The organism is Polyangium mundeleinium, assembly GCF_028369105.1.
Lineage (GTDB): Bacteria > Myxococcota_A > Polyangia > Polyangiales > Polyangiaceae > Polyangium > Polyangium mundeleinium.
In genome coordinates this window covers 1,893,609-1,913,621 of sequence record NZ_JAQNDO010000001.1, presented here as the reverse complement: position 1 = coordinate 1,913,621, position 20,013 = coordinate 1,893,609, and the positions used below count along the sequence as shown (strand labels likewise).

Sequence of the window (20,013 nt, the reverse complement as noted above, 5' to 3'; positions counted from 1 at the left end):
TCTCCAGCCATTCCACGCGTGCTACGTTCCCGCCCCACGGCTTTCGAGCGGAGGAATGGCAATGACCTTATCGAATTACGGGCGCACGCTCGCGGGGATCTTTCTCACGGGCGCGCTCGGTCTTTTGGGCTGCAAGGGGACGGTCGTGATCGGGGGCGGCGGCGACGACCCGCCCGGCCAGCCCGGTCCGGGTGGACCGGGCGACGTCGTGGTCCCCGCCCCCGTCTGCGGCTCCGAGCTGCACCTCATCGGCATCTACGAATCCCACGGCAATCACGGCGGCGGCGTCCATCCGGCCGGCGCCGCGTCGGTGCACGTCGAGCGGCAATCGAGCTCGATCCTGGTGCTCTCGTCGTACGAGCCAGTGCACTGGACCGTCACCGCGGCCGAGGGCGTCACGATCGAAAAGGTGATCCTGAACGGGTATCACGATCAAACGGCCGACGTGCCCGCGGGCGTGCCGGTCGAGATTCACGACGGCCCGGACGGCTCGCTCGGCGCGTATGCGTATGCATGGCCGCACGCCGAGGGCGGCAGCGATACGCAGGCGCTCGTCGCGGCGGTGCAGAACCTGACGGGGCGCGCGTTGACCTCGTTCCACGGCTGCTACCAGGCCACGCAATTCACGCTGCACGACGATCTCCAGGCCGACTCGAGCTGCGCGGTCGAGGCGGGCTACACGCAGTCGAGCCACGTGGCCGAGAGCGTGCTCGAATGCGACGACGAGCCGCCGACCGCGGATCCGTGCGCCGGCAAGGACGGCGTCGGGAATTACCAGTTCAAGTCCTGCTCGGAAGAGCAAGGCGGCGGGGGGTTCTTCCCGGGGCTCTCCTGCCAGGAAGCGCTCGAGAAATGCCTGATCAATCCGGACCCGCAGATCAGCAAGATCTGTCGCTTCGACGGCGAGATCATCCACAAGATCGAGCTTGTGCCCGGCGCCTGCGACGCGTATTGACGACATCCCAGGGCTGACCCCACGGCCCTGCGCGCTCTCGTCGTCCTACCCGCTTGATTGACGCGCGCAGGGCTCGCCCGCCCGCAGGCCCACGCACACTTCCGTCCGCACAAACGCGCGGCTCCGGGACCGACGCTCGGCGGGCGGGCTTTCATGCTGCGTCGCGACGGTCGATGAGAAAAATCATTCGCAGCAGAGGCACATAGCCCACGCGCGGCCTCCATGGTAGAGGCCGGGCGTGAGTCCTGTCACCCCCCAGCTCCGCCGTCTCTATGCGACCACGTTACCGTTCGGGATTGCGTGCGGCATCTCGATCGGGCTCACGGCGGTGCACCTGAACCGGGTGGGGTACTCGAAGGATTCGATCGGCTTTCTGGCCCTCTTCTTCGGGGCGGGGCTCGTGCTCTTCGCGCTCCCGGTCGGGGCGATCATTCGACGGTTTTCGGCCGAGCGCGTCCTGGCCGCGTCCCTCGTCGGGTACGCGGGCTGCCTCGCCGCCTTCCCGCACGCGCATACCTTCGCCTCGGTCGCGGGCGTCCGCTTCATCGACGGCCTGTTCACGATCGGAATATGGGTCAGCTCCGAGACGGTCCTGCTCGCGCAGGCACGGAAGGAGCACAAGGCCTACCTCACGACCCTTTATGCAATATGGCTCGCGAGCGGATACGTGGCCGGCCCGCTCATGGCGACGGGCATGGACCGGTTCGTCCCGGCGACCGTCTCGTTTGGTGTGGCAGCTCTGTTCGCGCTCAGCGCCGGCCTTTACGTCGCGCTGAAGATGCCGCCGGCACCGCCGGTCGAGGGCGCGAGCGCGGATGAGGAAAAGAACGGCGAAAAGAGCTCGGAGCTCTCGGCCGCTACGATCCTGTGGCGCATCAAGACCTCGTGCTTCGCGTCGTTTTCGTACGGCTACTTCCAGGCGGCGGTGGTGATTTTCCTGCCGCTCTACCTCATCGAGTCGAAGGGGATCCCCGAGAACCGCACGATCGTGCTGCCGGGGCTCTTTTGCCTCGGAATGATGCTCTTCTCGAACGTGGCCGGCCGGATCGCGGACCGCGTGGGGCACCTGCTCGCGGTCCGCGTGCTCTCGTTCCTCGGGCTCCTCTGCGTGCTCGGCTTCGTGTACGCCGACAACTACTGGCTCATGCTCGCCATCGTCTTCGGGTCAGGCGGGTCGTTCGCGTCGATGTCCCCCATCGCGCTGGCCCTCACGGGCGTCATCGTGGAGCCGCGCGATTACGGCCGCGCGAACTCGATTTACAACATGTTTTACGCGGCGGGCATCCTCACGGGCCCGCTCGTGGCGAGCCAGATCTTCCAGCGCTTCGGCGGAATGGCGATGCTTTACCACCACGTGGCGATGTGGGGCGCGTTCGTGCTGTTCACGGTGATCTTCATGTACGACGACCCGGCGGCGCGGCGGCGGCGCGACCCCAAAGACGCTGACGACCCGGACCCGACGGGGCTGCCGGGCGGGGCCGCGGGTTAGCAGGGCCTTTACGAGCCCGGTGTCGCTGCGCGGACGAGCGCGGGCGCCGGGGCCTGCGCGAGGCGCATCGGCGGCAGCTTGCCGTACGTCGCGGCGCGCCACAGCCACTCGAGCGGGCCATAACGGAACCGCGCGAGCCAGAGCCGGCTCCAGACGACCTGCACGGTGAAGATGGCCATCGTGATACCGAGGCAGGCGAGCGGCCCGACCTTCCCGAACCACGCGAATCCGTAACTGTAAAACAGCGTGGTCGCGATCAAGCTCTGCGTGAGGTAATTCGTGAGCGGCATGCGCCCGGGGCTCGCGAACACGAGCAGCACGCGTTTGCCGCGCTCCGTCTGGAGCAGGAGCGCAATCGCCGCGATGTAGGCGACGCAAAGCAGGGGCCGGTTCACCTTGAACAGGAGGCCGATGACGAAGCCACGCCAGGTCGGCCCTTCCGGCGGAGGCATCGGTCGAAACGCGATGAGCAGGGAAAACCCCACCGACGCGGCGATTCCGAGGCCCAGGCAGGTCCAGAGGATCTTGCGGATCCGCGGGAGGTTTCCCGCGATGTCCCCGAGCAGCCGCTTCCTGCCGGCGTAAAACCCGAGCAGCATCGTGATGCTCACCGAGAAATACCACCAGATCATCCCGTGGCCGCGCCTGATCATGCCGTAGCCATCCGCGAACATGTCGAGGCGCGCCGCGATTTGCTCGGCATACGTCCCCGTCGAGAAGATCCGCATGTGCTCGTGCGCGACGGCAACCCAGTAGGAACGCGGGTGGGGAAGCGCCTCGTGAAGGAGGAGCCCGAGCACGCTGCGTAGGCTCGGCGCGACGAGGGCGAACACGATGAGCCCGAGGACGAGCCGATCGGAGGCGCGACGCAAGGCGAGCAGCAAGAGCCCGAGGATCGCATACGTATGCAGCACGTCCCCGTTCCAGAGGAAGATCGCGTGCGCCGCGCCGATCAGGAAAAGCACGGCAACACGTCGCAGGTAGAGCGGCGTGAGCCGCGCGCCGCTCGCCTCCGCGCGCTGCATCTGGATCGTCAGCCCGAGGCCGAACAGGAACGAGAAGATGGAGTTGGCCTTGCCCGCGAACAGGATGCTCGCCACGGTCTCGGCCGCCCGGTCGTACCAGCGCGGGAAATAGTGCTCGTCGAGCGCGCCAATGCCGTCGGGCAGGCTGAAGCTCGGCATGTTCATCACGAGGATGCCGAGCAGGGCGAAGCCGCGGAGTACGTCGAGGAGCGGGTTGCGCTCCTCCGGGGTGACGGGCGTGAAGGACGGAGCGCTCTCCGTCCGGTCTTGCTCCTCTGCCATGGTGGGACCTCCACCAAGGTAGCGTCACACCGAGGGCCGATGTGAACTCAAAAGCGCGCCCGGTCGCGAGGAGGCGCCGGCTGGCTCTCAGCTATGCTGAAACGCGGATTGGCCGGCGAGCACGCGCTCGGCCTCGGCCTCGTCGAGCAGGATGTAGCCGCCGCGCTCCTTGTCATAGACGTGCACGTCGCCGGTCGCGACGTCGAACCACCAGCCATGCAGGGTGATCGCGCCCTCGTCCACGAGACTGCGGACGTTCGCGTAGCTCGCGATGTGCTCGAGCTGCTGGAGCACGTTGGCCTGGGAGAGGCGATCGACGGCCGACAGCTCGGGCTTGATGAACGGCGAGCGCACGAGGCGCGCAAAGGCAGCCTCGCCATGCGCGAGCCAGGCCTTGAGGTTCGGCAAAGAGCTGTAGTGCTCGCGTCCGTTGAGGATGGCCTCGATGGCGCCGCAGCGGGAATGGCCGCAGACGACGATGTGCTTGATCTTGAGCTTGGCCAGGCTGAACTCGATGGCCGAGGCTTCGGAGACATCGCCGACCGAGATGCCCTCCGCATTCGCCGGCGCGACCAGGTTGCCGACGCTCCGGACCACGAAGAGATCCCCCGGGTCCGTGGACACCATGAGGTTCGGGACCACACGGCTATCCGCGCACGCGAAGAAGAGGACGTCGGGCTTTTGCCCGCGTTCCGCGAGTTCCTTGAAGAGCGGAGCCAGCCCGGGGAGCTTGTTCTTACGAAAGTCGATGAGGCCGCGGATCAACTTTTCCATCACCGCCCACGATAGCCCGGCCTCATTGGTGGGCAAACGAAAATAGTTGGCAACGCAAACTATTTTCGTACGAGGTCGGGGGGGTGCGCCTCCTCCGCGAGGCAGGCCGCGAACCCCTCCCGGTAGGTGGGGTAATCGAGGGAAACCCCCAGGCTTCTTCGAATCTTCCCGGCGTCGACGCGGCGATCGTTCCGAAGGGTCGGGGGAAGGTCGGCCCTCGGGACCTCGGCGGGCCGCGGGACGCCGAGCCGGGCGCAGAGCCAGTCGATGACCTCGGCCTGGGGGACGGGGGCGTCGTCGGCGACCACGAAGACCTCGCCTTTCGGAGCGCGATCGAGCGCGGCGAGGGCGAAACGCGCGAGGTCCTGCACGTGGATGCGGCTGATCACGCTCTGCCCGCCTTCGGCGATCTTGTGTTCGCCCCGCGCGAGCCGGACGTGCAGGCCACGGCCCGGTCCATAAATGGCCGCCGCGCGGAGGACGACGCCGCCAGCCGCGCGCACGAGCGCCTCGGCCCGCAGGCGCGCGGCGGCGCGGGGTTCGCTGGGATCCACAGGGGTCTGCTCGTCGATCCGGCCCGCCGCGTTGCCGTAGACGCCCGTCGAGGAGAGGTAAACCGCGGACGCCGCGCGGGAGAGCAGGGGCAAGAGGGCAGCGTCGGTCGTGTCGTCGGGCGGGTATGTAACGAGGACACGGGTGTTCTCGTGGAGGAGCGGCGCGACGAGGTCCACGTCGAGGCGCGGCGCGAGGCGGACGTCGACGCCGAGCCGCGACAAGAAGGCGGCCCGCTCGGGGGAGCGGGTCGTGCCCACGACGCGGGTGCCCGCCGCGAGGGCGAGCTTGGCGGCGTACGTTCCTGTAAAACCACAGCCGAGGAGGACGAGGGGTTCGGATGTATCCACGATTCGCTCCTACCGCAGAAACAACGCGCCCAGGAGGGCCTGCGTGACGAAACCGGCGAGCGTGGCGAGGAAGGCCGTTCGCGTGGCAAGCGGGTGCGCCCGGGAAAACCCCATCGTGCCGAGCACGAGGCAAGCGGCCGCGGCGAGGGGCGCGTAATATCGCATGGCCTTTCCGATGGCCGGGAAGCCAAACGCGAGGTAGACGGCGATATCGGGGACGATGAAGAAGAGCGTCATGGGCACGGCATACGAGACGCCAAAGACGGCGAGCGACGCGCCCTCCCGGCTCCCCTCCCCGCCCGGAGCCGCCCCGCGACGCGCGACGGCATGCGCGACGCCGCCGCCGATCCGCCAAAGGACGAGGTACAGCGGCACGGCGAGGACCGCTTGGAGCAGGTAATGCCAATCCCGTCCGAGCCCCGGTATGCCAAACCGCGGCGCATACCCCGAACCATAGAGAAGAAGGGAAAACGCTCCGTGCAAGGCGCCGAGCACGAGCATGGCCGCCCGCCCTTCCCGCGCGTCCGCGCGCGCCGCGACGCCGGCCATCGCGGCGCGGGGTCCACGGAGGACGTCGAGGAAAAGCGACCAGGCAGGGCGTGAATCGGGCACGACGCCCATGCGATAGCGGAAAGGGTGGGCGGGGGAAAGGGCCCGCGTCGATCAGGAGGCGAGCGCGTCCTCGGCGTCGTCCTCGGGAGGCGCGGCATGTGCGGGCCTGCGGGGCCCGGAGGCGGGCGCGACGTCGCTGGCCAGGACGACCTGGAGCGAGCCGTCGGACGGGGCGAGGAGGTCCTCGATGCGCCGGAGGCCGAGGATGTCCCGCGCCGCGAAGAGGCCGGACGTGGCCGCGCCCGCGACGCCGTGGCTGAGCGTGCTCGCGCCGACGCTGTAGAGCCCGGGGACGCTCGATCGAATGGGGAACGAAAAGGGGCCGAGCTGGGCGGGGATCTTCGCCGTGCCATAACTCGCGCCGCGGTGGGTCTCGCAATAAAAATCGTTCGTGAGGGGCGTGCCCACGGCGCGGAAGGTGAGGTTCTTGCCGAGCCCCGGAATCACGCGCTCGGCCGCGGCGATCATGGCGTCGCCGAGCCGCTCCTTGAGGTCGTGGTATCCCGCGGGCCGCGCCGCGGCGTTGCCGGCCCAGCGTTCGAAGGGTTCGTAGGGGACGAACGTGAAGAGCTCCAGGGTATGGTGGCCCTTCGGCGCGTGGCCGGGGTCCTTCAAGGTGGTGACCGTGAGGAAGAGGCCCTCGACGATTCCGTGGGGGAGCGCGTGGAGGGCGCGTTCGTAGACGCCGTTCACGTCGAGGGTGCGATAACACCAGCAATTGCCCGAATCGAGGCCCATCGCGGAGAGGTCGAGGTCGGTGGCGCAGAAGACGCTGAGCAGGCCGACGGAGTATTCCATGCGGCGGATCTTCCGGCGCTCGCGCTCGCCGTGCGGCGATTCGAGGAGCGCGCCGAAGGTGATCGCGGGGTCGGCATTGGAGACGACGGCGCGGGCGAGGATACGCTCGCCCGAGGCGAGCTCGACGCCGGCCGCGCGGCCGGATTCGACGAGGATGCGGCGGACGCGGGTGCGGAGGCGGATCTCGCCGCCGCGCTTGCGGAGGGCCTTGATCATGGCCGACGGAATGCGCTTGGCGCCGCCGCGCGGATAATACCCGCCGTCGTAGTAATGGGTGATCATGCGGGCATGGAGGGGGAGCGAGACGCGCGAGGGAGGCAACCCATGGTTGCCCGATTGCGCGGCGAGGATGCCCCGGAGGAGCGGGTCGCGAACAGTGCCGTCGAGGAGGGCGCGCTGGGTGCGGAGGCCCCAGGTGACGAGGCTTTTTCCGCGAAACGGGAGCGCGAGCGCGCCTTGTGGCGAGGCGAGGAGATCCTCGCAGCGGAGCGTGTCGGAGACGATACGGCCGACGACGTCGAAGTATCGTTCGAGCCCTTTGCGCTCGTGGGGGAAGCGGGAGACGAGGCGCTCGAAGTAGCGATCGAAGCCACGCGGGACGTCGAAGCGCTCGCCGCCGATGACGAAATGGTCGAAGCCGTCTGGGTTGAGTTCGTGGAAGACGAGGTCCGAGGAGAGGCCGAGGCCCTCGTACAACGCCCGGACGGACTGGCCTGGGCCGAGTTCGCCGATGTAATGGACGCCCGGGCTGAACCGATATCCGTCGAGCGCGAAGCTGTGCGTCCAGCCGCCCGGCAAATAATGCTGTTCGAGGACGAGGACGCGCTGCCCCGCCCGCGCGAGCGCGACCGCGGCCGTGAGTCCCCCCGAACCCGATCCAACGACGACCGTGTCCCAGCGCTCCATTGGAAGATCCTCCTCGATCGTGGTTTCGATGTCGGAGGGGGAGGCGGCGTTGCGGGGCGGAGGGGCGGGGTGACCGGAGCGTTATCTCCTGGCCTTCGCCTCGAGCCCGGCGGCCCAGGAATGCGTGATCCGGCGCGTGATTGCACGCCCCCGCCCCCGCGCGGCAACCCCCTCCCCCACGGATGCATCCCCCCACCCCGCCAAGGCACGCCGTCCACGTGGGACGGCACACCCTCTCCCCGCGAAGGCACGCTCGCCCCACCCCAAGGCAGGCCCTCGACGTGTGGCGGCACACGTCGCTGCCATGGAGGCACGCGCCGACCGCAGGAATGCAGCGCGCCGACGTGAAAATGCACACACTCGCTCCGCCGCGGCAGACGTCGCCGTCACGAAGGCACAAGGCCGCCCCATGAATGCACACGCGGCTTCGTGCAGGCGCGGAGCTCGGGCGTTGCCCCATACTGCACCCCAGGCCAGCGAGGCGCTCATCTGCAAATCCGGCGGGCACGAGGTGCGCGGGGCCGTGTTCAGTTGATGTCGAGGTAAAACGGCCCGAGGCAGCAGAACGTCACCGCGCCGGTGGCGTCCCGCGTCGCCGCCCCGGTGGGCGTGCCGCCGCTGCTCGCGCATTCGCCAGGCACGTAGGCGAGATCCGTGATCGCTTTGGCTCCGAGGGCCCGGCCGGGCGCGACGATGTTGATGCACTTCTCGTAGCCGGAGGCGAGGCCGCCCTGCTCGAACTGCGACGCGCAAGCGGCGTCGTTGTAGAGCCGGACCGAAGCCACACAACCACTCCCCGCGACGGGCCCGCACGCGCACGCCTCGCACCCGCGATCGTCCACTGCTTTCTCTGGATACCCCACATACCACGCATAGCGGTAGTTCATCGGGCAATCCTCCAGCGTGAACTTCCCTTCCCGGTGCACACATTGCAGGTACTCGAACCCCGGATCCGCGACGCAAGACTTCTCGCGCGAACCGCATGAATCATCGTCCAGGTTGGCCGTACACCCGAGCGCTGCCGTCTGCCATTCGGTCTTCGTCGTGAAATCCGGCACCGCCTTCACGGGCTGGCACGGCTCCTCCATCTGTAGAGGCGGAATTGCTCGCTCGATGTGCCCTTCGGACACACGAGCGGCGGATCCCCTTCCTTGGGCGTCGGACCCACCCATAACGCGATCGGCTCCTTGCTCCACAATCCCGCATGTTCCCCGCCGCTCGGCACCGGGACGCAACGACCGCCACCGTGCTCACAGCTCGTCGACTGGGGATCCGCACCAGGGGTGCCAAGGCCAGCGTCGCTATCGGCATCGGCGTCGGTGCCAGCATCTTGCGGCTCCGGGCACAGCTCGCTCGGGGAAAACGGGTCCGGATCGCACTCCCCGCGCCAGAAGCCGTCTGGCGCCGAGCATGCGCCCCCTCCCACGCCCGAAGCCCAAGGACATCCACCGGCGAGACGAAGCGGTGTTCCTCGGCGCTACGACGTCGGCCCACCCGTCCAGAACGACCGCCCGATTTTGAAGGGCAGGTCATCACAATCGAGGAGGTTTTCCGACGCCGGAGCCCAGCCCTTCGGCAGCATGCTTTCGTAGGTCGCTCGCGCCAGGGCGAGCCCGTCGAGAGCGGCCTCGATGAAGTCCGCTCCGGTGCCATGGCGAATGGGCGCGGTCTCGGATGGACCGAAGGCGAAGGCGCATTTCCACGTGTCGCCCTCTGCCTGGTAGGGCTTGAAAACGGTGAGGAGAAGCTCCGTGGCTGCGCCGGTTTCGTCAGGACAGCCGAGCCTCCGGGTCGCAAAGACCTCGAGGGTTCCGGGGTTGTCTTCGGGTGGTGGGATTTCGGGCGGCTGATCCGGCCAGGGACCCTTGTTCATGGGCAAGCCGCAGTCGCGTAATCCTTGCCAATGGCCGGTCCTCGACCAGCGTGTGGTTTCGAAGGAGAGGCGCGCAAAGATCAGGCAGTGGACGAATGCCTGGATGATGTCGACGCCGCACCCCTTCATGAACCTTGGCTTGATGGGCGGTTCGAAATCGAACACGCACAACCATTGCCCATCGTCTTGTTCGAAGGGCACGAAGATGGTGAGAACCACATCCTCCTCGGTCCCGCCGCCCTCGTCGGTGTACCGCAGGGTTCGTGTCGTCAGGATGTCCATCAGGTGCGCCGTGGCTTCAGTTCGGAATCTTTTTCATGCACTCTGTATTCTTGTCCGAGCACTCCTGATTGCAACGCCGCAGCGCAGCACTGCCGCGCTTGTGCGCCTTCCCGCACCAATCGTAGCAGTGCTCGTACAACGTTGCGCATTCCTCTCTCCGTCGCTCCTTCTCCTCATCGCTCATTTCCTGGAGCATTACGGGCCGCCGTCCTGTCGAGCCCGCCGCCTGCACCGCCGCGCCCCCTTCGGGCACAACTCCTGTGGGCGCGGCTCCCATCGTTGTCAACGACATGGGCGGCGGCGGTTCTTGCTGGATGTCACCCACGCCCGACGCGACACCGAGCGAACCGTACAGAAAAAGCGCTCCGAGACCTGCGAGCAGCTTCATAGGTCCTCCCTCCGCACTCCGACATACAGGTCCACAACGTCTCTCGTCAAATTCCTCGGCTTTCCCAGCCTGTAGACCCGACACGCTCTTCGCTCGCTCCGCGCGTCCGCGGGGCCGGAGGTCTCCCACCTTCTGAGACCGAACGGCTTTGCCCGGGCGTGCCCATCTCCACGAGCAGCACGCCGAGCCGGCCCGCGACGAGCGGATCGTTCCGCACCTCCAGCGCCTGCCCATACGCGATGGCAGCTTCCCGGAGCCGCCCTGCGGCGCGCGCGCGGTCCCCCATCGTCGCGAGGGCCTCGAATCGCACGGCCGCGGCAGCGTCCGCGTCGGTGCCGGTCTCCGCCCTCGCAACGCCGCCGAGCGCCACCAACAACGAAAGGCCCCCGAACGCTCGAATCATCCCCGCATGGTACACGCGGCGCGACGCATGCTGCAAGGCCGTCCATTACCGGGACGAACCCCCTTCGTCTCCGGGCGTAATGCCCTGGATGTGAAAAAGGAGCCGAGGCCGGGCCTCGCGGCGAGGCGAAGGAGGCGTCGGCGTGCGGCGTTCGGTGGCAAGGGAGAGCGCCGGAAGGGCGAGGGCCTCTGCGTGCGGCGTCTCCGCCTGCGCCGCCACGTGGACCGCAGGAACGTGAAGGCCAGCGCGCGCCAGGGAAGGCGGCACCGGGCGCGCGCCGGCGAGGAGAAACGCCCATAGGGCGGTGCTTGGAAGGGCCCAGCGGCACGTGTGCTCGTGGAGCGTTCGCCACCCTTGAAGCCGACGCGGCTCCGGCGGCGGTTCTTCACCACATTCATCGCGACGCCATGCGCCCACGGCCGGAGCGCGCCGAGCTCGGGACGATAGGTCGACGCGCTACCGAGGAGCGTGATGACGATCTCCTGAATCAGCTCCTCGGCGAGGTCCGGATCCGCCCCCTGGCGCCGCAATGCACCCATGACGAGCTGGCGAATGTCCGGGACGAGGGCCGCAATGGCCGCGGGGAAGTCGGTCGACTGCGAACGAGGCGTCATGCTCGGGATCTTTGCCGCAGGGGGCAGGAGGGTGACACGGTTTTTCCAGGGAACGCCCCCCGTGCCCGTGCCACGCGATCCGCCCCGAAGCGCGCTCGTTTTTCCCGGCGGGCGCGTGTAGGCTCACCGGGCCCAGGGGAGACAGCCATGAAACGCCGCCGATCGATGCTATCCGTTGCCGTCGCCGCCGTCGCGCTCGTCGCCGTAGGGCTGGGGGCGTATCGGGGGGAAGTGCCCTACACGGGGGAAGAGAGTTGCCTCTCGGACCTCGATACCGCCATCGAGATGTGCGAGCAGGGTGCTCATCTTGGCCATTGTATGGCGATTACGGAAGACTTCGCCGACGCTTGCGAGGCGGGTTGCTTGATGACGTACTGCCCGGACTACGCCCCATTGCTACCCCGCAACGCCGACCCGATCTGGCGAGCGCCGTGCGAGGACCTGCACGGCGCCCGCTTCTGGCGCGACGCGAACAACGCAGAAACGCGGTGTAGCAACGAGCTCAAAGCGCCCGTCGCTCACGAGAAGGTCCCGGCCCCCAGCCGAGAGGCATGGGTCACCTGTTTCAAGACTGAGACCGAGCGGCGTTGTCCGGCGCTCGCCGGTACCGACTGGCACGCGCGGATGCTGACTGCGCTGGGGCAATGAGCTCTCCCGTGCTTCGCGGCAAGATGCTCGTCTTTCCCGGTGGATTGGTGTAGGCTCGTCGGGGCCCAGGGGAGACAGCCATGAAACGCCGCGGATCGTACATCGCCATCGCCGTCGCTGCCGTCGCGCTGGTCACCGTGGGGCTGGGGGCGTATCGGGGGGAGCCCAGGGGCACGGGCCAAACCCGTGAAGAGATTTGCGAGGACCTCGCAGAGCTGACCGAGGGGTACTGCACGCACGTTGATTGTCGTGTCGTCACCGAAGAGTACATGGACGCATGCCTGGCGAGCTGCGTCCTGTCGTTCTGCCCGGAGAAGGTGCCTTGCACGGGGCTTGACCCGGTCTTTTGCGCCTCGTGCGAAGACATGCAGGGGGCTCGCTTCTGGCGCGACACCGATATCGCCGGGACTCGCTGCCAGGATTCGCTGCAACAAAAGCACCAGTCGAGGAACATCGACCAGCAGGAATTCCTGGCTTGTTTTCGTACCAAGACGGAGTCGCTTTGCCCCGCGCTCACGGGCACGGATTGGTACGCCAGGTTGCGGGAGGCCACGGGACAATCGCCACTTTCAGGCTCGTCCGGCGCGGTTCCTGAGCGGTGATTACTCTCCGCCGTGCCCAGCCTCCCCGGGCTCTTCGCTGAACCCTCCAGCGCCGCCCACGCCCCCCGCGCCACCCACCCCCTGCTCGGTGATCCAGTAGTCCCCGCTTCCCGCTCCGACGCCGACCGTGACCAGGGTCCCTCCCGTGGGCGTGGGCCCAGGCGCACCTGATCCCCCATCCACATCGAGGCAACTGATCGCCGGAGACACCACGACCGTGCACTCGGGGTTCCACCACGGCTGGTCCCAGACCTTCTGCTTGCAATGGCCCTCGTTCCAGTCATCGCGATGCTGGTCGATGGTGGTGGGATCCTCAAGGCCCTGAAGCGCAAACCTGTTGTCCGGGCGCCCGCCATGACCGGGGCAGGTCACGACCGCGTTGCACTTGATCGCATCCCCATCCCTCCAGATGTTTCTGATCCGGTCGCTGCTCTTTGCCGGATTCTTGCACTTGTCCTCCGTGCACCCAGGCGCAGGCAGAGCGATCGAAACGAGCAGCACCCCGATGACGATCCGTTTCATGCGCACCCTCCCACGCCCAAAGCCCCAAGGACATCCACCAGCGAGCCCATGAGGCGCTCGCATCTTCACGATACAGCCAAGCCACGCCGAACACCTCATTCGAAGCAACCCCGACTGGCTCCGCCCTCCGGAGACGGGTCCTGTTCGGCTGCCGAACAAGGAGGTGCGCGGCGGGCCGGGACTCGTTTTGCGACAGGACAGGATTGGTCCGCGGGTCCGCCTCGCTTCAGGCGCAAACAACAATGGATTGCGGCCGCGTCCCGGCGTGGTTGCGGGAAACAACGGCCGGCCGGCGAGACAAGCCCGGGGCTGTTTCGCGAAAAAATCCCCGTCCGGAGGTCGAGCCGACAGGCTCACGGAGCAAAACAGGAGGCGGACGCGACGACGGTCACAGCTTGCCGCGAAACAGGGGGCGGCCGGGGAACCGGGAAGCGTTCGGGGACGAGAGCCGGCGGGCCCCCAGGGGAGGCGAAGCTCGTTCGGCGGCAGAACAAGAGGCGGACGCGCGAAACATGACCGTTTCGACGATTCGATTCGGGGAGCCCCCGCCATCCACCGTCGGCGGCCCGCGCCGCCTACTTACAAGAGCGCCCCCGGACACACCACCGGCTGCGTCCGTTCGGTGCTCCCCTCCCGCATGCACGATTTCCCCATGACACGAATGCGCTCGCCGATCTGCAAATCCGGCGGGCACGGGGTGCGCGTGGCCGGGGAGACGGCGTCCCGGTCGACCGAATACACCTCGCATCGCTCCGCCGTGCGCGCGAGGTAATGGCGGATCGTCGGGCGGCGCGGCATGGAGGGTGAGGGCGAGGGCGAGGGCGCGGCCGACGGCGTGGTCTCGGGCGGTGTCGGCGTCGCGTCGGCCGATTCGCCGCCACGGCAGGCCGAAAGCAACGTCGCGAGGAGGAGCAGCGTGATGCGTCCGGGCGTCATCCGAAGACCTCACGGGCGACCGCATACGTCCCGACGTGCGCGGCGAGGGTCGCGTCGATGGGATCGGTATATCCACCGCCCAGGGTGAGCGCGATCGGAATGCCGCGGCGGCGCGCCTCGCCGAGGACACGCTCGTCCCGCCTGCGCATGCCCGCCGCCGTCATGCCGAGCCGGCCCAGTTTGTCCGCCGCGAGGGCGTCCACGCCGCCCTGGAAAAAAACCAAATCGGGGTTCGATTCGGCGAAGGCGCGGGCGAGAAAAGGTTCGAGCGCGGCGAGGTATTCGTCGTCGCCCGTCTGGTCCGGGAGCGCGAGGTCGAGGTCGCTCTGCTGCTTGTGAAAAGGGAAATTCTTTTCGCCGTGGATCGAGGCCGTATACACGCGGGGCTCGTTTCCGAAAAGGGAGGCGGTGCCGTCGCCCTGGTGGACGTCGAGGTCGAGGACGAGCACACGGCGGACGTCGCCCGCGTCGAGCAAGGTGCGGCAGGCAACGGCGATGTCGTTGAAGACACAGAATCCAGCGCCGCGATCCGCGAAGGCGTGGTGCGTGCCGCCGGCGAGGTTTCCCGAAATGCCGTCTTCCAGGGCCGCGCGGCCGGCGCAGAGGGTGCCCGAGACGCTGGCGCGCGACCTGCGCACGAGGGCGTCGGACCAGGGAAACCCAATGGCGCGCAAGATGCGGGGGTCGAGCGTGCCCGAGAGCAAGCCTTCGAGGTAGTGCGGCGCGTGGACACGCGCGAGGTCGGTGATCGAGGCGGGCGTGGAAGGCTGGAGGTCCGTCGGATCGAGCAGGAGCGCTGAAAGCAGGCGCTCGCGCAGGCGTGCGTACTTCGCCATCGGGAAGCGATGCCCAGGCGGAAGCGGGACCTCCACGTGATCGCAGAAGAACACGCGCACGGTCCTCTCCTTGCCACAAGTTTTGTCGTGGCGGGCCTTTCCCGTTGGGGTAATGCATCGATCCCCTCATGGCCGAGCTTCGCCCCTCGCAGCGCTCCGGAACGGACGGGATCCCCATCGACTGGGGTAGCCTCGCGCCGCTGCGCCTGCGGGCCCGAACGCTGGCCGAAGGCGTCTACGCCGGCGGGCACCGGAGCGTGCGCAAAGGGCCAGGCGTGGAGTTCGGCGGGCACCGGCCTTACGTGCCCGGCGACGATCTCCGGTTCTTCGACCGGCGCGCGCTGCTGCGGCACGACCGGATGATGGTGCGCGAGTTCGAGACGGAGACGGATCGCGCGCTCTGGCTGTGCGTGGACGCGACGGCGTCGATGGCCTACCGGAGCAGCCGGGCCCCGGGCGCGAAGCTCGCCTACGGGGCGCTCGTGGCCGCAGCGCTGGCGCGCGTGGCGCTGTCGACGGGGGATCCCGTGGGGCTCGCGTGGATCGGCGGGCGGGGGACCATGCCGCTGCCGGCGTCGAGCGGGCGCGAGGCGTTCGACCGGGTCGCAGGGGCGCTCGAAGGGGCCGCGGCGGCAGGCGACGCGAGCGCGGACGAGGCGGCCATGGAGCGCGCCCTCGCCCCCGTGGCGCGGCGCGCGCGGCGCGGCGCGGTGATCGTGCTGGTGAGCGATTTCGTGGACCTGCCGGAGCGGGCGCTCTCGGCGTTCACGGCGCTCGGGGCCGGCGGGCGCTCGCTCGTCGCGGTGCGGGTGCTCGATCCCAACGAGGCAGATCTCGGCTTCTCCGGGCACGTGCGGCTCCGCGCGAGCGAGGGCGACGTGGTCGTCGAGACGGACGCCGAGGAGGTGCGCGCGGTGTATCGCGAGCGGATCGCGGGGATCGCCGAGCACTGGTCGAAGGAGCTGTCCGCGCGGGGCGGTCGCTGGGTCGAGGCAACGACGGACAAGCCTCCCGCCGACGTGGTGCGCGAGGTGGTGCGCGCCGTGGCCGAGGCGCGCGCATGAGCTTCGCGACGATCGCCGCGCTGCTCGTGGCGCTCCTCGTCGGCGCGCCGGTCGCGGCGCACCTGCTCCGGCGAAGGCAAGCCGAGGAGCAACCCTTCCCGCCCGCGAAGCTCGTGCCGGCGACGAAGCCGATGGCCCGGCGGCGGAGCATGCTGGAGGATCGCTCGCTCTTCGTGGTGCGGGCGCTCAGCGTGCTGATGCTCGCGGTGCTCGGCGCGACGCCGTTCGTGCGGTGCTCACGGCTCGGGCTAGCGCGGAGGGACGGGGCGTCGGTGGCGCTCGCGATCGTGATCGACGATTCGCTGAGCATGCGCGCGCCGCTGGAAGGCGGGGCAGGCGGGCCGGGGAAACGGACGAAGTTCGAGCGGGCACTCGCGTCGGCGCGCGAGCTCACGACGGGTTTGCGCAGCGGCGATGCGGTGGCCGTGGTCCTCGGGGGCGCGCCCGCGCGGGTGGCACTCGCGTCGACGACGAACATGGCGGCCGTGACGGGCGCGCTCGAGGGGATCGAGCCGTCCGATCGCGCGACCGATCTGGAAGGCGCGCTGGCCCTGGCGCGGGAGCTTTTGCGCAGCGTGCCGCACGCCGATCGGCGCGTGGTGCTGCTGAGCGATCTCGCGGACGGGGCGCCGAACGCGCTGCCCCTCGGCGGCGGCTCGGATACGACGCTCTGGGCGCCGCTGCCGGAGCTCGTGGCCTCGGGCAGCGATTGCGCGGTGACGCGGGCGGATCTGCGCGCGGGCAAGGTGCGGGCGCGTGTCGTGTGCAGCCCCGACACGCGGGCGGCGGGCGAGGGCGCGGCGGGGATCTCGGCCTCGGCAGGTCGGGCGGTGGAGCTGCGCGCCGGGGGCAAGGTGCTGACGTCGGCGCCGCTCGGGGCCGCGGTCCGCGCCGAGGAGGTCGCGCTCGACGTGCCGGAAGGCGCGCCGGAGGAGCTGACGGTCGGGCTGACGCCGGGCGACGCGATCCTGGAGGACGACGAGGCGCCGGTCGTGCCGGCCGGCGGAGCGCTGCCGATCGCGGTCGTGGTGGACGTGGCCTCGACCCACGTGGCGACAGGCGGGCCGCCGCCGATCGAGCAGGCGCTCGCGGCGATGCACCTCGACGCGGAGGTGCGTCCCCTGCCCGCGGTGCCGGACCACGCGGACGAGCTCGCGGCGTTCGCGGGGCTCATCGTGGACGACGTGCCGGGCTTCACGCCGGAAGGGCGGCGTTCGCTCGCCGCGTGGGTGGAGCGCGGGGGCGTGCTGCTCTTGACGTTCGGGCCGCGCGCGGCGACGGCCCCGCTCGGCGCAGGGTTCGACCCGCTCATGCCGGGCGTGGTGCGCTGGGGGCCGAGCCCGTCGCAGGGCGCCGATGCCACGAGCGCGGTGTTTTTCGGCCCGAGCGCGGAAGGCCTGGCGAAGCTCTCGCCCGATGGGCGCGCGTCCTTCGATCCGGCCGCCGCGACGAACGCGGACGTGCTCGCGCGCTGGGACGACGGCGCGCCGCTGCTGCTGCGCCGCTCGCTCGGCCGGGGCGCCGTCTTCGCGCTCTCGCTGCCGCTCACCGTGGACGAGAGCGATTTCGTGCTCCGGCCGGCCTTCCTGGCGCTGCTGGACCGGTTCGTGGGCACGGCGCGAGCGCGGGGCGGGGCGCGGCAGATCGACGTGGGCGACGCGTTCACGTTCGACGGGTTCAAGGACGTGGCCATCGAGCGATTGCCGGTGCGCGCGGGCGAGGCGCGGCGGCCGATCCCGGTCGTGGAGCAGGACGGCCGCCGTCGCGCCGTGGCGCCGCTGCAGGGCCGGTACGAGGTGCGGCTCGACGGCGAGCGCGCGGTGCGGGTCGCGACCGTGCCGGAGCGCGAGATCGATCTGCGGCCGCGGCGCGTGATCGACGCGGCGCGCGCCGAGGAGCTCGGCGGGGTCGTGCCCTCGATTGACGCGTCGCCTTATGTTGCGCTCGGGCTGCTCGTCCTCGCCGTGCTGGAGCTGTTCCTGCGCGCGGTGGGGCAAAAGCGCGAGGGTTCGGCGTCCACGCCAGCCTGAACCGCGGTAGCATCGCGCTCCTTGCTTCGGAGGAGTGGGGACATGCGATTCACATGCTTGCTCGCAATCGCCGCGCTCGCCGCGGCTGGGTGTACCGCCGACGGCAGGGACCTCTTCGGCTCGCCAAGCAACCCAGGTGCAGGTGGTGAAGGCGGCGCGGGAGGAAGCGGCGGCATGGGCGGCATGAACGCGTCGTCGTCCTCGTCCGGAAGCACGGCTTCCTCGTCGAGCGCATCGAGCTCCAGCGCGTCGTCGTCGTCGTCGTCGTCGTCGTCGTCGTCGTCCTCGTCCGCCTCGTCGTCCTCGTCCGGCGGCGGCGATAGCTGCCAGCACGCCGTCTGCACCGTCGGGAATCCGCTCACGGCGGGCTGCAATTCCTGCGTCACGCAGGTCTGCGCGTCGCAGAACGGCGCCGCGTGTTGCGAGAACTTCTGGGGCGAGAACTGCGTGCAGCTCGCCGATCAGCTCTGCAACGCGGGCTGCTGCGGCAACGGCGAGTGCAACGGCGAGACGTGCAGCTCGTGCCCGAACGACTGCGGCGCCTGCTTCTGCGGCGACGGCGTGTGCAACAGCGGCGACAACTGCACCACGTGCCCCCAGGACTGCGGGCCCTGCGCGGAGTGCCCGCACTCGGTCTGCGGCACGGGCGCGGCCCTCGATCCGAACGTCTGCCGCGCGTCGTGCGTGGACGAGGTGTGCATGCAGGACGCGAACTGCTGCGGCATGAACTCGGGCTCGCCGTGGAACGGAGCCTGCGCCTACCTCGCGGACACGCTCTGCGGCGCGGATCCATGCATCACGTCGGTGTGCATGGATCAACCGGAGTGCTGCACGACAGGCTGGAATGAGGCCTGCGTGGCCGCAGCCACGATGAAGTGCGGCGTGAGCTGCAACTGCGCGCACTCGATCTGCCAGTCGGGCCCCAAGCTGGATCCGACGTGCAACCCGTGCGCCGCGGCCGTCTGCAAGGCCGATCCTTATTGCTGCGAGCAGAACTGGGACGGGATCTGCGTGGACGAGGTCGGGTTGGTCTGCGGCATCAACTGCAATTGATGCCGGACGCGCGGGGCGGGCGCGCAGGCCCGCCCTCGCGACCCAACCTCAATGCGTCTGCCAGTGCGGAGGAATCTCTTCCAGCGCCGCCGCCGCAGGCTCGGCCGGCGGCGTGATGCGGCGCGGGCCGTTCGGCTTGAAGCTGTGCTCGGCGCCCGGGAACGTGCGCGCTTGCACCTCGTCCACGTACGCCCGCGTCGCCGCCATGATCTGCTCGCCCACCTCGGAGAAGCGCTTCGCGAAGCGCGGGCGCAGATCCGGGTACATGCCGAGCATGTCGTAACAGACGAGCACCTGCCCATCACACCCCGCGCCCGCGCCGATGCCGATCGTCGGGACCGACACGGCCGCCGTGATCTCCTCCGCGAGATCCGGCGGGATCGCTTCGAGCACGATCGCGTAGGCGCCGGCCTCGTCGAGCGCCTGCGCGTCGCGCACGAGCCGCGCCGCGTTCTCTTCGCCCTTGCCCTGCACCTTGAAGCCGCCCATCGCGTGCACGGACTGCGGCGTGAGCCCGATGTGCCCGCACACCGGGATGCCCGCCGCGACGATGCGGCGCACGTGCTCGGCGATCTCCTCGCCGCCTTCGAGCTTCACGCTCTCGAACGCGCCGTCCTTCATCATGCGGCCCGCGTTCTCCAGGGCCTGCATGGACGAGACCTGGAAGCTCATGAACGGCATGTCCCCGACCACGTGCGCCCGCCGCGCCCCGCGCGCGACCGCGCGGCCGTGGTAGCAGATCTCCTCGACCGTCACGGGCAACGTCGTCGGGTGCCCTTGCACGACCATGCCGAGCGAATCACCGACGAGCAGCATGTCCGCGCCGCCCTCGTCGAGGAGGCGCGCCATCGTGAAGTCGTAGGCCGTCACCATCGCGATCGGCGGCCCACTTGCCTTCCGTGCGCGAATGTCCGGAACGGTGACCTTCTTCGGGGCTGCAGGCGGACGACCAGCGCCGCTGCTCTGACCTTTGGGACCGTACATGTTTCCTCCGGGTCGCGGCCGCTGGGTCGCGGTCC

21 protein-coding genes are annotated in these 20,013 nt (G+C 69.3%); 7 read left to right on the top strand and 14 right to left on the bottom strand.

The window, feature by feature from the left end; translation table 11 throughout:
- Positions 1-61: 61 nt before the first annotated feature.
- Entirely contained in the window at positions 62-955 is an 894-nt protein-coding gene (locus POL67_RS07875) for a hypothetical protein (protein WP_271916478.1), read from the top strand.
- A 238-nt stretch (positions 956-1,193) separates the two neighbouring features.
- Positions 1,194-2,444 (top strand): MFS transporter, encoded by a 1,251-nt coding sequence (locus tag POL67_RS07870; RefSeq protein ID WP_271916477.1) that lies wholly within the window; start codon positions 1,194-1,196, stop codon positions 2,442-2,444.
- Between the two features lie 8 nt (positions 2,445-2,452).
- On the opposite strand, the gene POL67_RS07865 is transcribed toward POL67_RS07870, so the two are convergent.
- The 10 genes from POL67_RS07865 to POL67_RS07820 form a co-directional block, all read right to left on the bottom strand.
- Positions 2,453-3,751, bottom strand: a complete 1,299-nt coding sequence (locus POL67_RS07865) for a DUF418 domain-containing protein (RefSeq protein ID WP_271916476.1) — start codon at positions 3,749-3,751, stop codon at positions 2,453-2,455.
- A gap of 87 nt (positions 3,752-3,838) precedes the next feature.
- Entirely contained in the window at positions 3,839-4,525 is a 687-nt protein-coding gene (locus tag POL67_RS07860; RefSeq protein ID WP_271916475.1) for a carbonic anhydrase, read from the bottom strand.
- Between the two features lie 59 nt (positions 4,526-4,584).
- Entirely contained in the window at positions 4,585-5,427 is an 843-nt protein-coding gene (locus tag POL67_RS07855) for an NAD-dependent epimerase/dehydratase family protein (protein ID WP_271916474.1), read from the bottom strand.
- A gap of 9 nt (positions 5,428-5,436) precedes the next feature.
- Positions 5,437-6,039, bottom strand: a complete 603-nt coding sequence (locus tag POL67_RS07850) for a hypothetical protein (protein ID WP_271916473.1) — start codon at positions 6,037-6,039, stop codon at positions 5,437-5,439.
- Positions 6,040-6,090: 51 nt separating this feature from the next.
- Positions 6,091-7,743 (bottom strand): phytoene desaturase family protein, encoded by a 1,653-nt coding sequence (locus tag POL67_RS07845; RefSeq protein WP_271916472.1) that lies wholly within the window; start codon positions 7,741-7,743, stop codon positions 6,091-6,093.
- Positions 7,744-8,270: 527 nt separating this feature from the next.
- Positions 8,271-8,810: a hypothetical protein gene (locus POL67_RS07840; RefSeq protein WP_271916471.1), complete on the bottom strand. Its 540-nt coding sequence runs from the start codon at positions 8,808-8,810 to the stop codon at positions 8,271-8,273.
- Positions 8,811-9,220: 410 nt separating this feature from the next.
- Positions 9,221-9,898, bottom strand: coding sequence for a DUF6968 family protein (locus POL67_RS07835; protein WP_271916470.1), 678 nt, complete (start codon positions 9,896-9,898; stop codon positions 9,221-9,223).
- A 16-nt stretch (positions 9,899-9,914) separates the two neighbouring features.
- Positions 9,915-10,286: a hypothetical protein gene (locus POL67_RS07830; protein ID WP_271916469.1), complete on the bottom strand. Its 372-nt coding sequence runs from the start codon at positions 10,284-10,286 to the stop codon at positions 9,915-9,917.
- 46 nt (positions 10,287-10,332) lie between these two features.
- The gene (locus POL67_RS07825) at positions 10,333-10,689 is read right to left on the bottom strand and encodes a hypothetical protein (protein WP_271916468.1); all 357 of its coding nucleotides are present in this window, start codon (positions 10,687-10,689) and stop codon (positions 10,333-10,335) included.
- The gene (locus POL67_RS07820; protein WP_271916467.1) at positions 10,686-11,303 is read right to left on the bottom strand and encodes an RNA polymerase sigma factor; all 618 of its coding nucleotides are present in this window, start codon (positions 11,301-11,303) and stop codon (positions 10,686-10,688) included. Before POL67_RS07820 ends, POL67_RS07825 begins: the two co-directional genes overlap by 4 nt.
- Before the next feature lie 147 nt (positions 11,304-11,450).
- Between POL67_RS07820 and POL67_RS07815 the strand changes: the two genes are divergently transcribed.
- Both POL67_RS07815 and POL67_RS07810 read left to right on the top strand, forming a co-directional pair.
- Positions 11,451-11,951, top strand: coding sequence for a hypothetical protein (locus tag POL67_RS07815; protein ID WP_271916466.1), 501 nt, complete (start codon positions 11,451-11,453; stop codon positions 11,949-11,951).
- Between the two features lie 80 nt (positions 11,952-12,031).
- Positions 12,032-12,553, top strand: coding sequence for a hypothetical protein (locus POL67_RS07810; protein ID WP_271916465.1), 522 nt, complete (start codon positions 12,032-12,034; stop codon positions 12,551-12,553).
- On the opposite strand, the gene POL67_RS07805 is transcribed toward POL67_RS07810, so the two are convergent.
- The 3 genes from POL67_RS07805 to POL67_RS07795 form a co-directional block, all read right to left on the bottom strand.
- The gene (locus POL67_RS07805; protein ID WP_271916464.1) at positions 12,554-13,075 is read right to left on the bottom strand and encodes a hypothetical protein; all 522 of its coding nucleotides are present in this window, start codon (positions 13,073-13,075) and stop codon (positions 12,554-12,556) included.
- A gap of 579 nt (positions 13,076-13,654) precedes the next feature.
- Positions 13,655-14,011, bottom strand: coding sequence for a hypothetical protein (locus tag POL67_RS07800; RefSeq protein ID WP_271916463.1), 357 nt, complete (start codon positions 14,009-14,011; stop codon positions 13,655-13,657).
- On the bottom strand, positions 14,008-14,907 hold the full coding sequence (locus POL67_RS07795) for a histone deacetylase family protein (RefSeq protein ID WP_271916462.1): 900 nt from the start codon (positions 14,905-14,907) through the stop codon (positions 14,008-14,010). Before POL67_RS07795 ends, POL67_RS07800 begins: the two co-directional genes overlap by 4 nt.
- Before the next feature lie 68 nt (positions 14,908-14,975).
- Between POL67_RS07795 and POL67_RS07790 the strand changes: the two genes are divergently transcribed.
- The 3 genes from POL67_RS07790 to POL67_RS07780 are packed head-to-tail and all read left to right on the top strand — an operon-like array spanning position 14,976 to position 18,994.
- The gene (locus tag POL67_RS07790; RefSeq protein WP_271916461.1) at positions 14,976-15,911 is read left to right on the top strand and encodes a DUF58 domain-containing protein; all 936 of its coding nucleotides are present in this window, start codon (positions 14,976-14,978) and stop codon (positions 15,909-15,911) included.
- On the top strand, positions 15,908-17,941 hold the full coding sequence (locus tag POL67_RS07785) for a vWA domain-containing protein (protein WP_271916460.1): 2,034 nt from the start codon (positions 15,908-15,910) through the stop codon (positions 17,939-17,941). The genes POL67_RS07790 and POL67_RS07785 overlap by 4 nt, the downstream gene beginning before the upstream one ends.
- 42 nt (positions 17,942-17,983) lie before the next feature.
- Positions 17,984-18,994, top strand: a complete 1,011-nt coding sequence (locus POL67_RS07780; RefSeq protein WP_271916458.1) for a hypothetical protein — start codon at positions 17,984-17,986, stop codon at positions 18,992-18,994.
- A gap of 48 nt (positions 18,995-19,042) precedes the next feature.
- Here POL67_RS07780 and panB read toward each other — a convergent pair whose 3' ends face one another.
- Complete coding sequence (panB, locus tag POL67_RS07775) at positions 19,043-19,978, bottom strand: 3-methyl-2-oxobutanoate hydroxymethyltransferase (RefSeq protein ID WP_271916457.1); 936 nt, start codon at positions 19,976-19,978, stop codon at positions 19,043-19,045.
- Positions 19,979-20,013 lie beyond the last annotated feature (35 nt).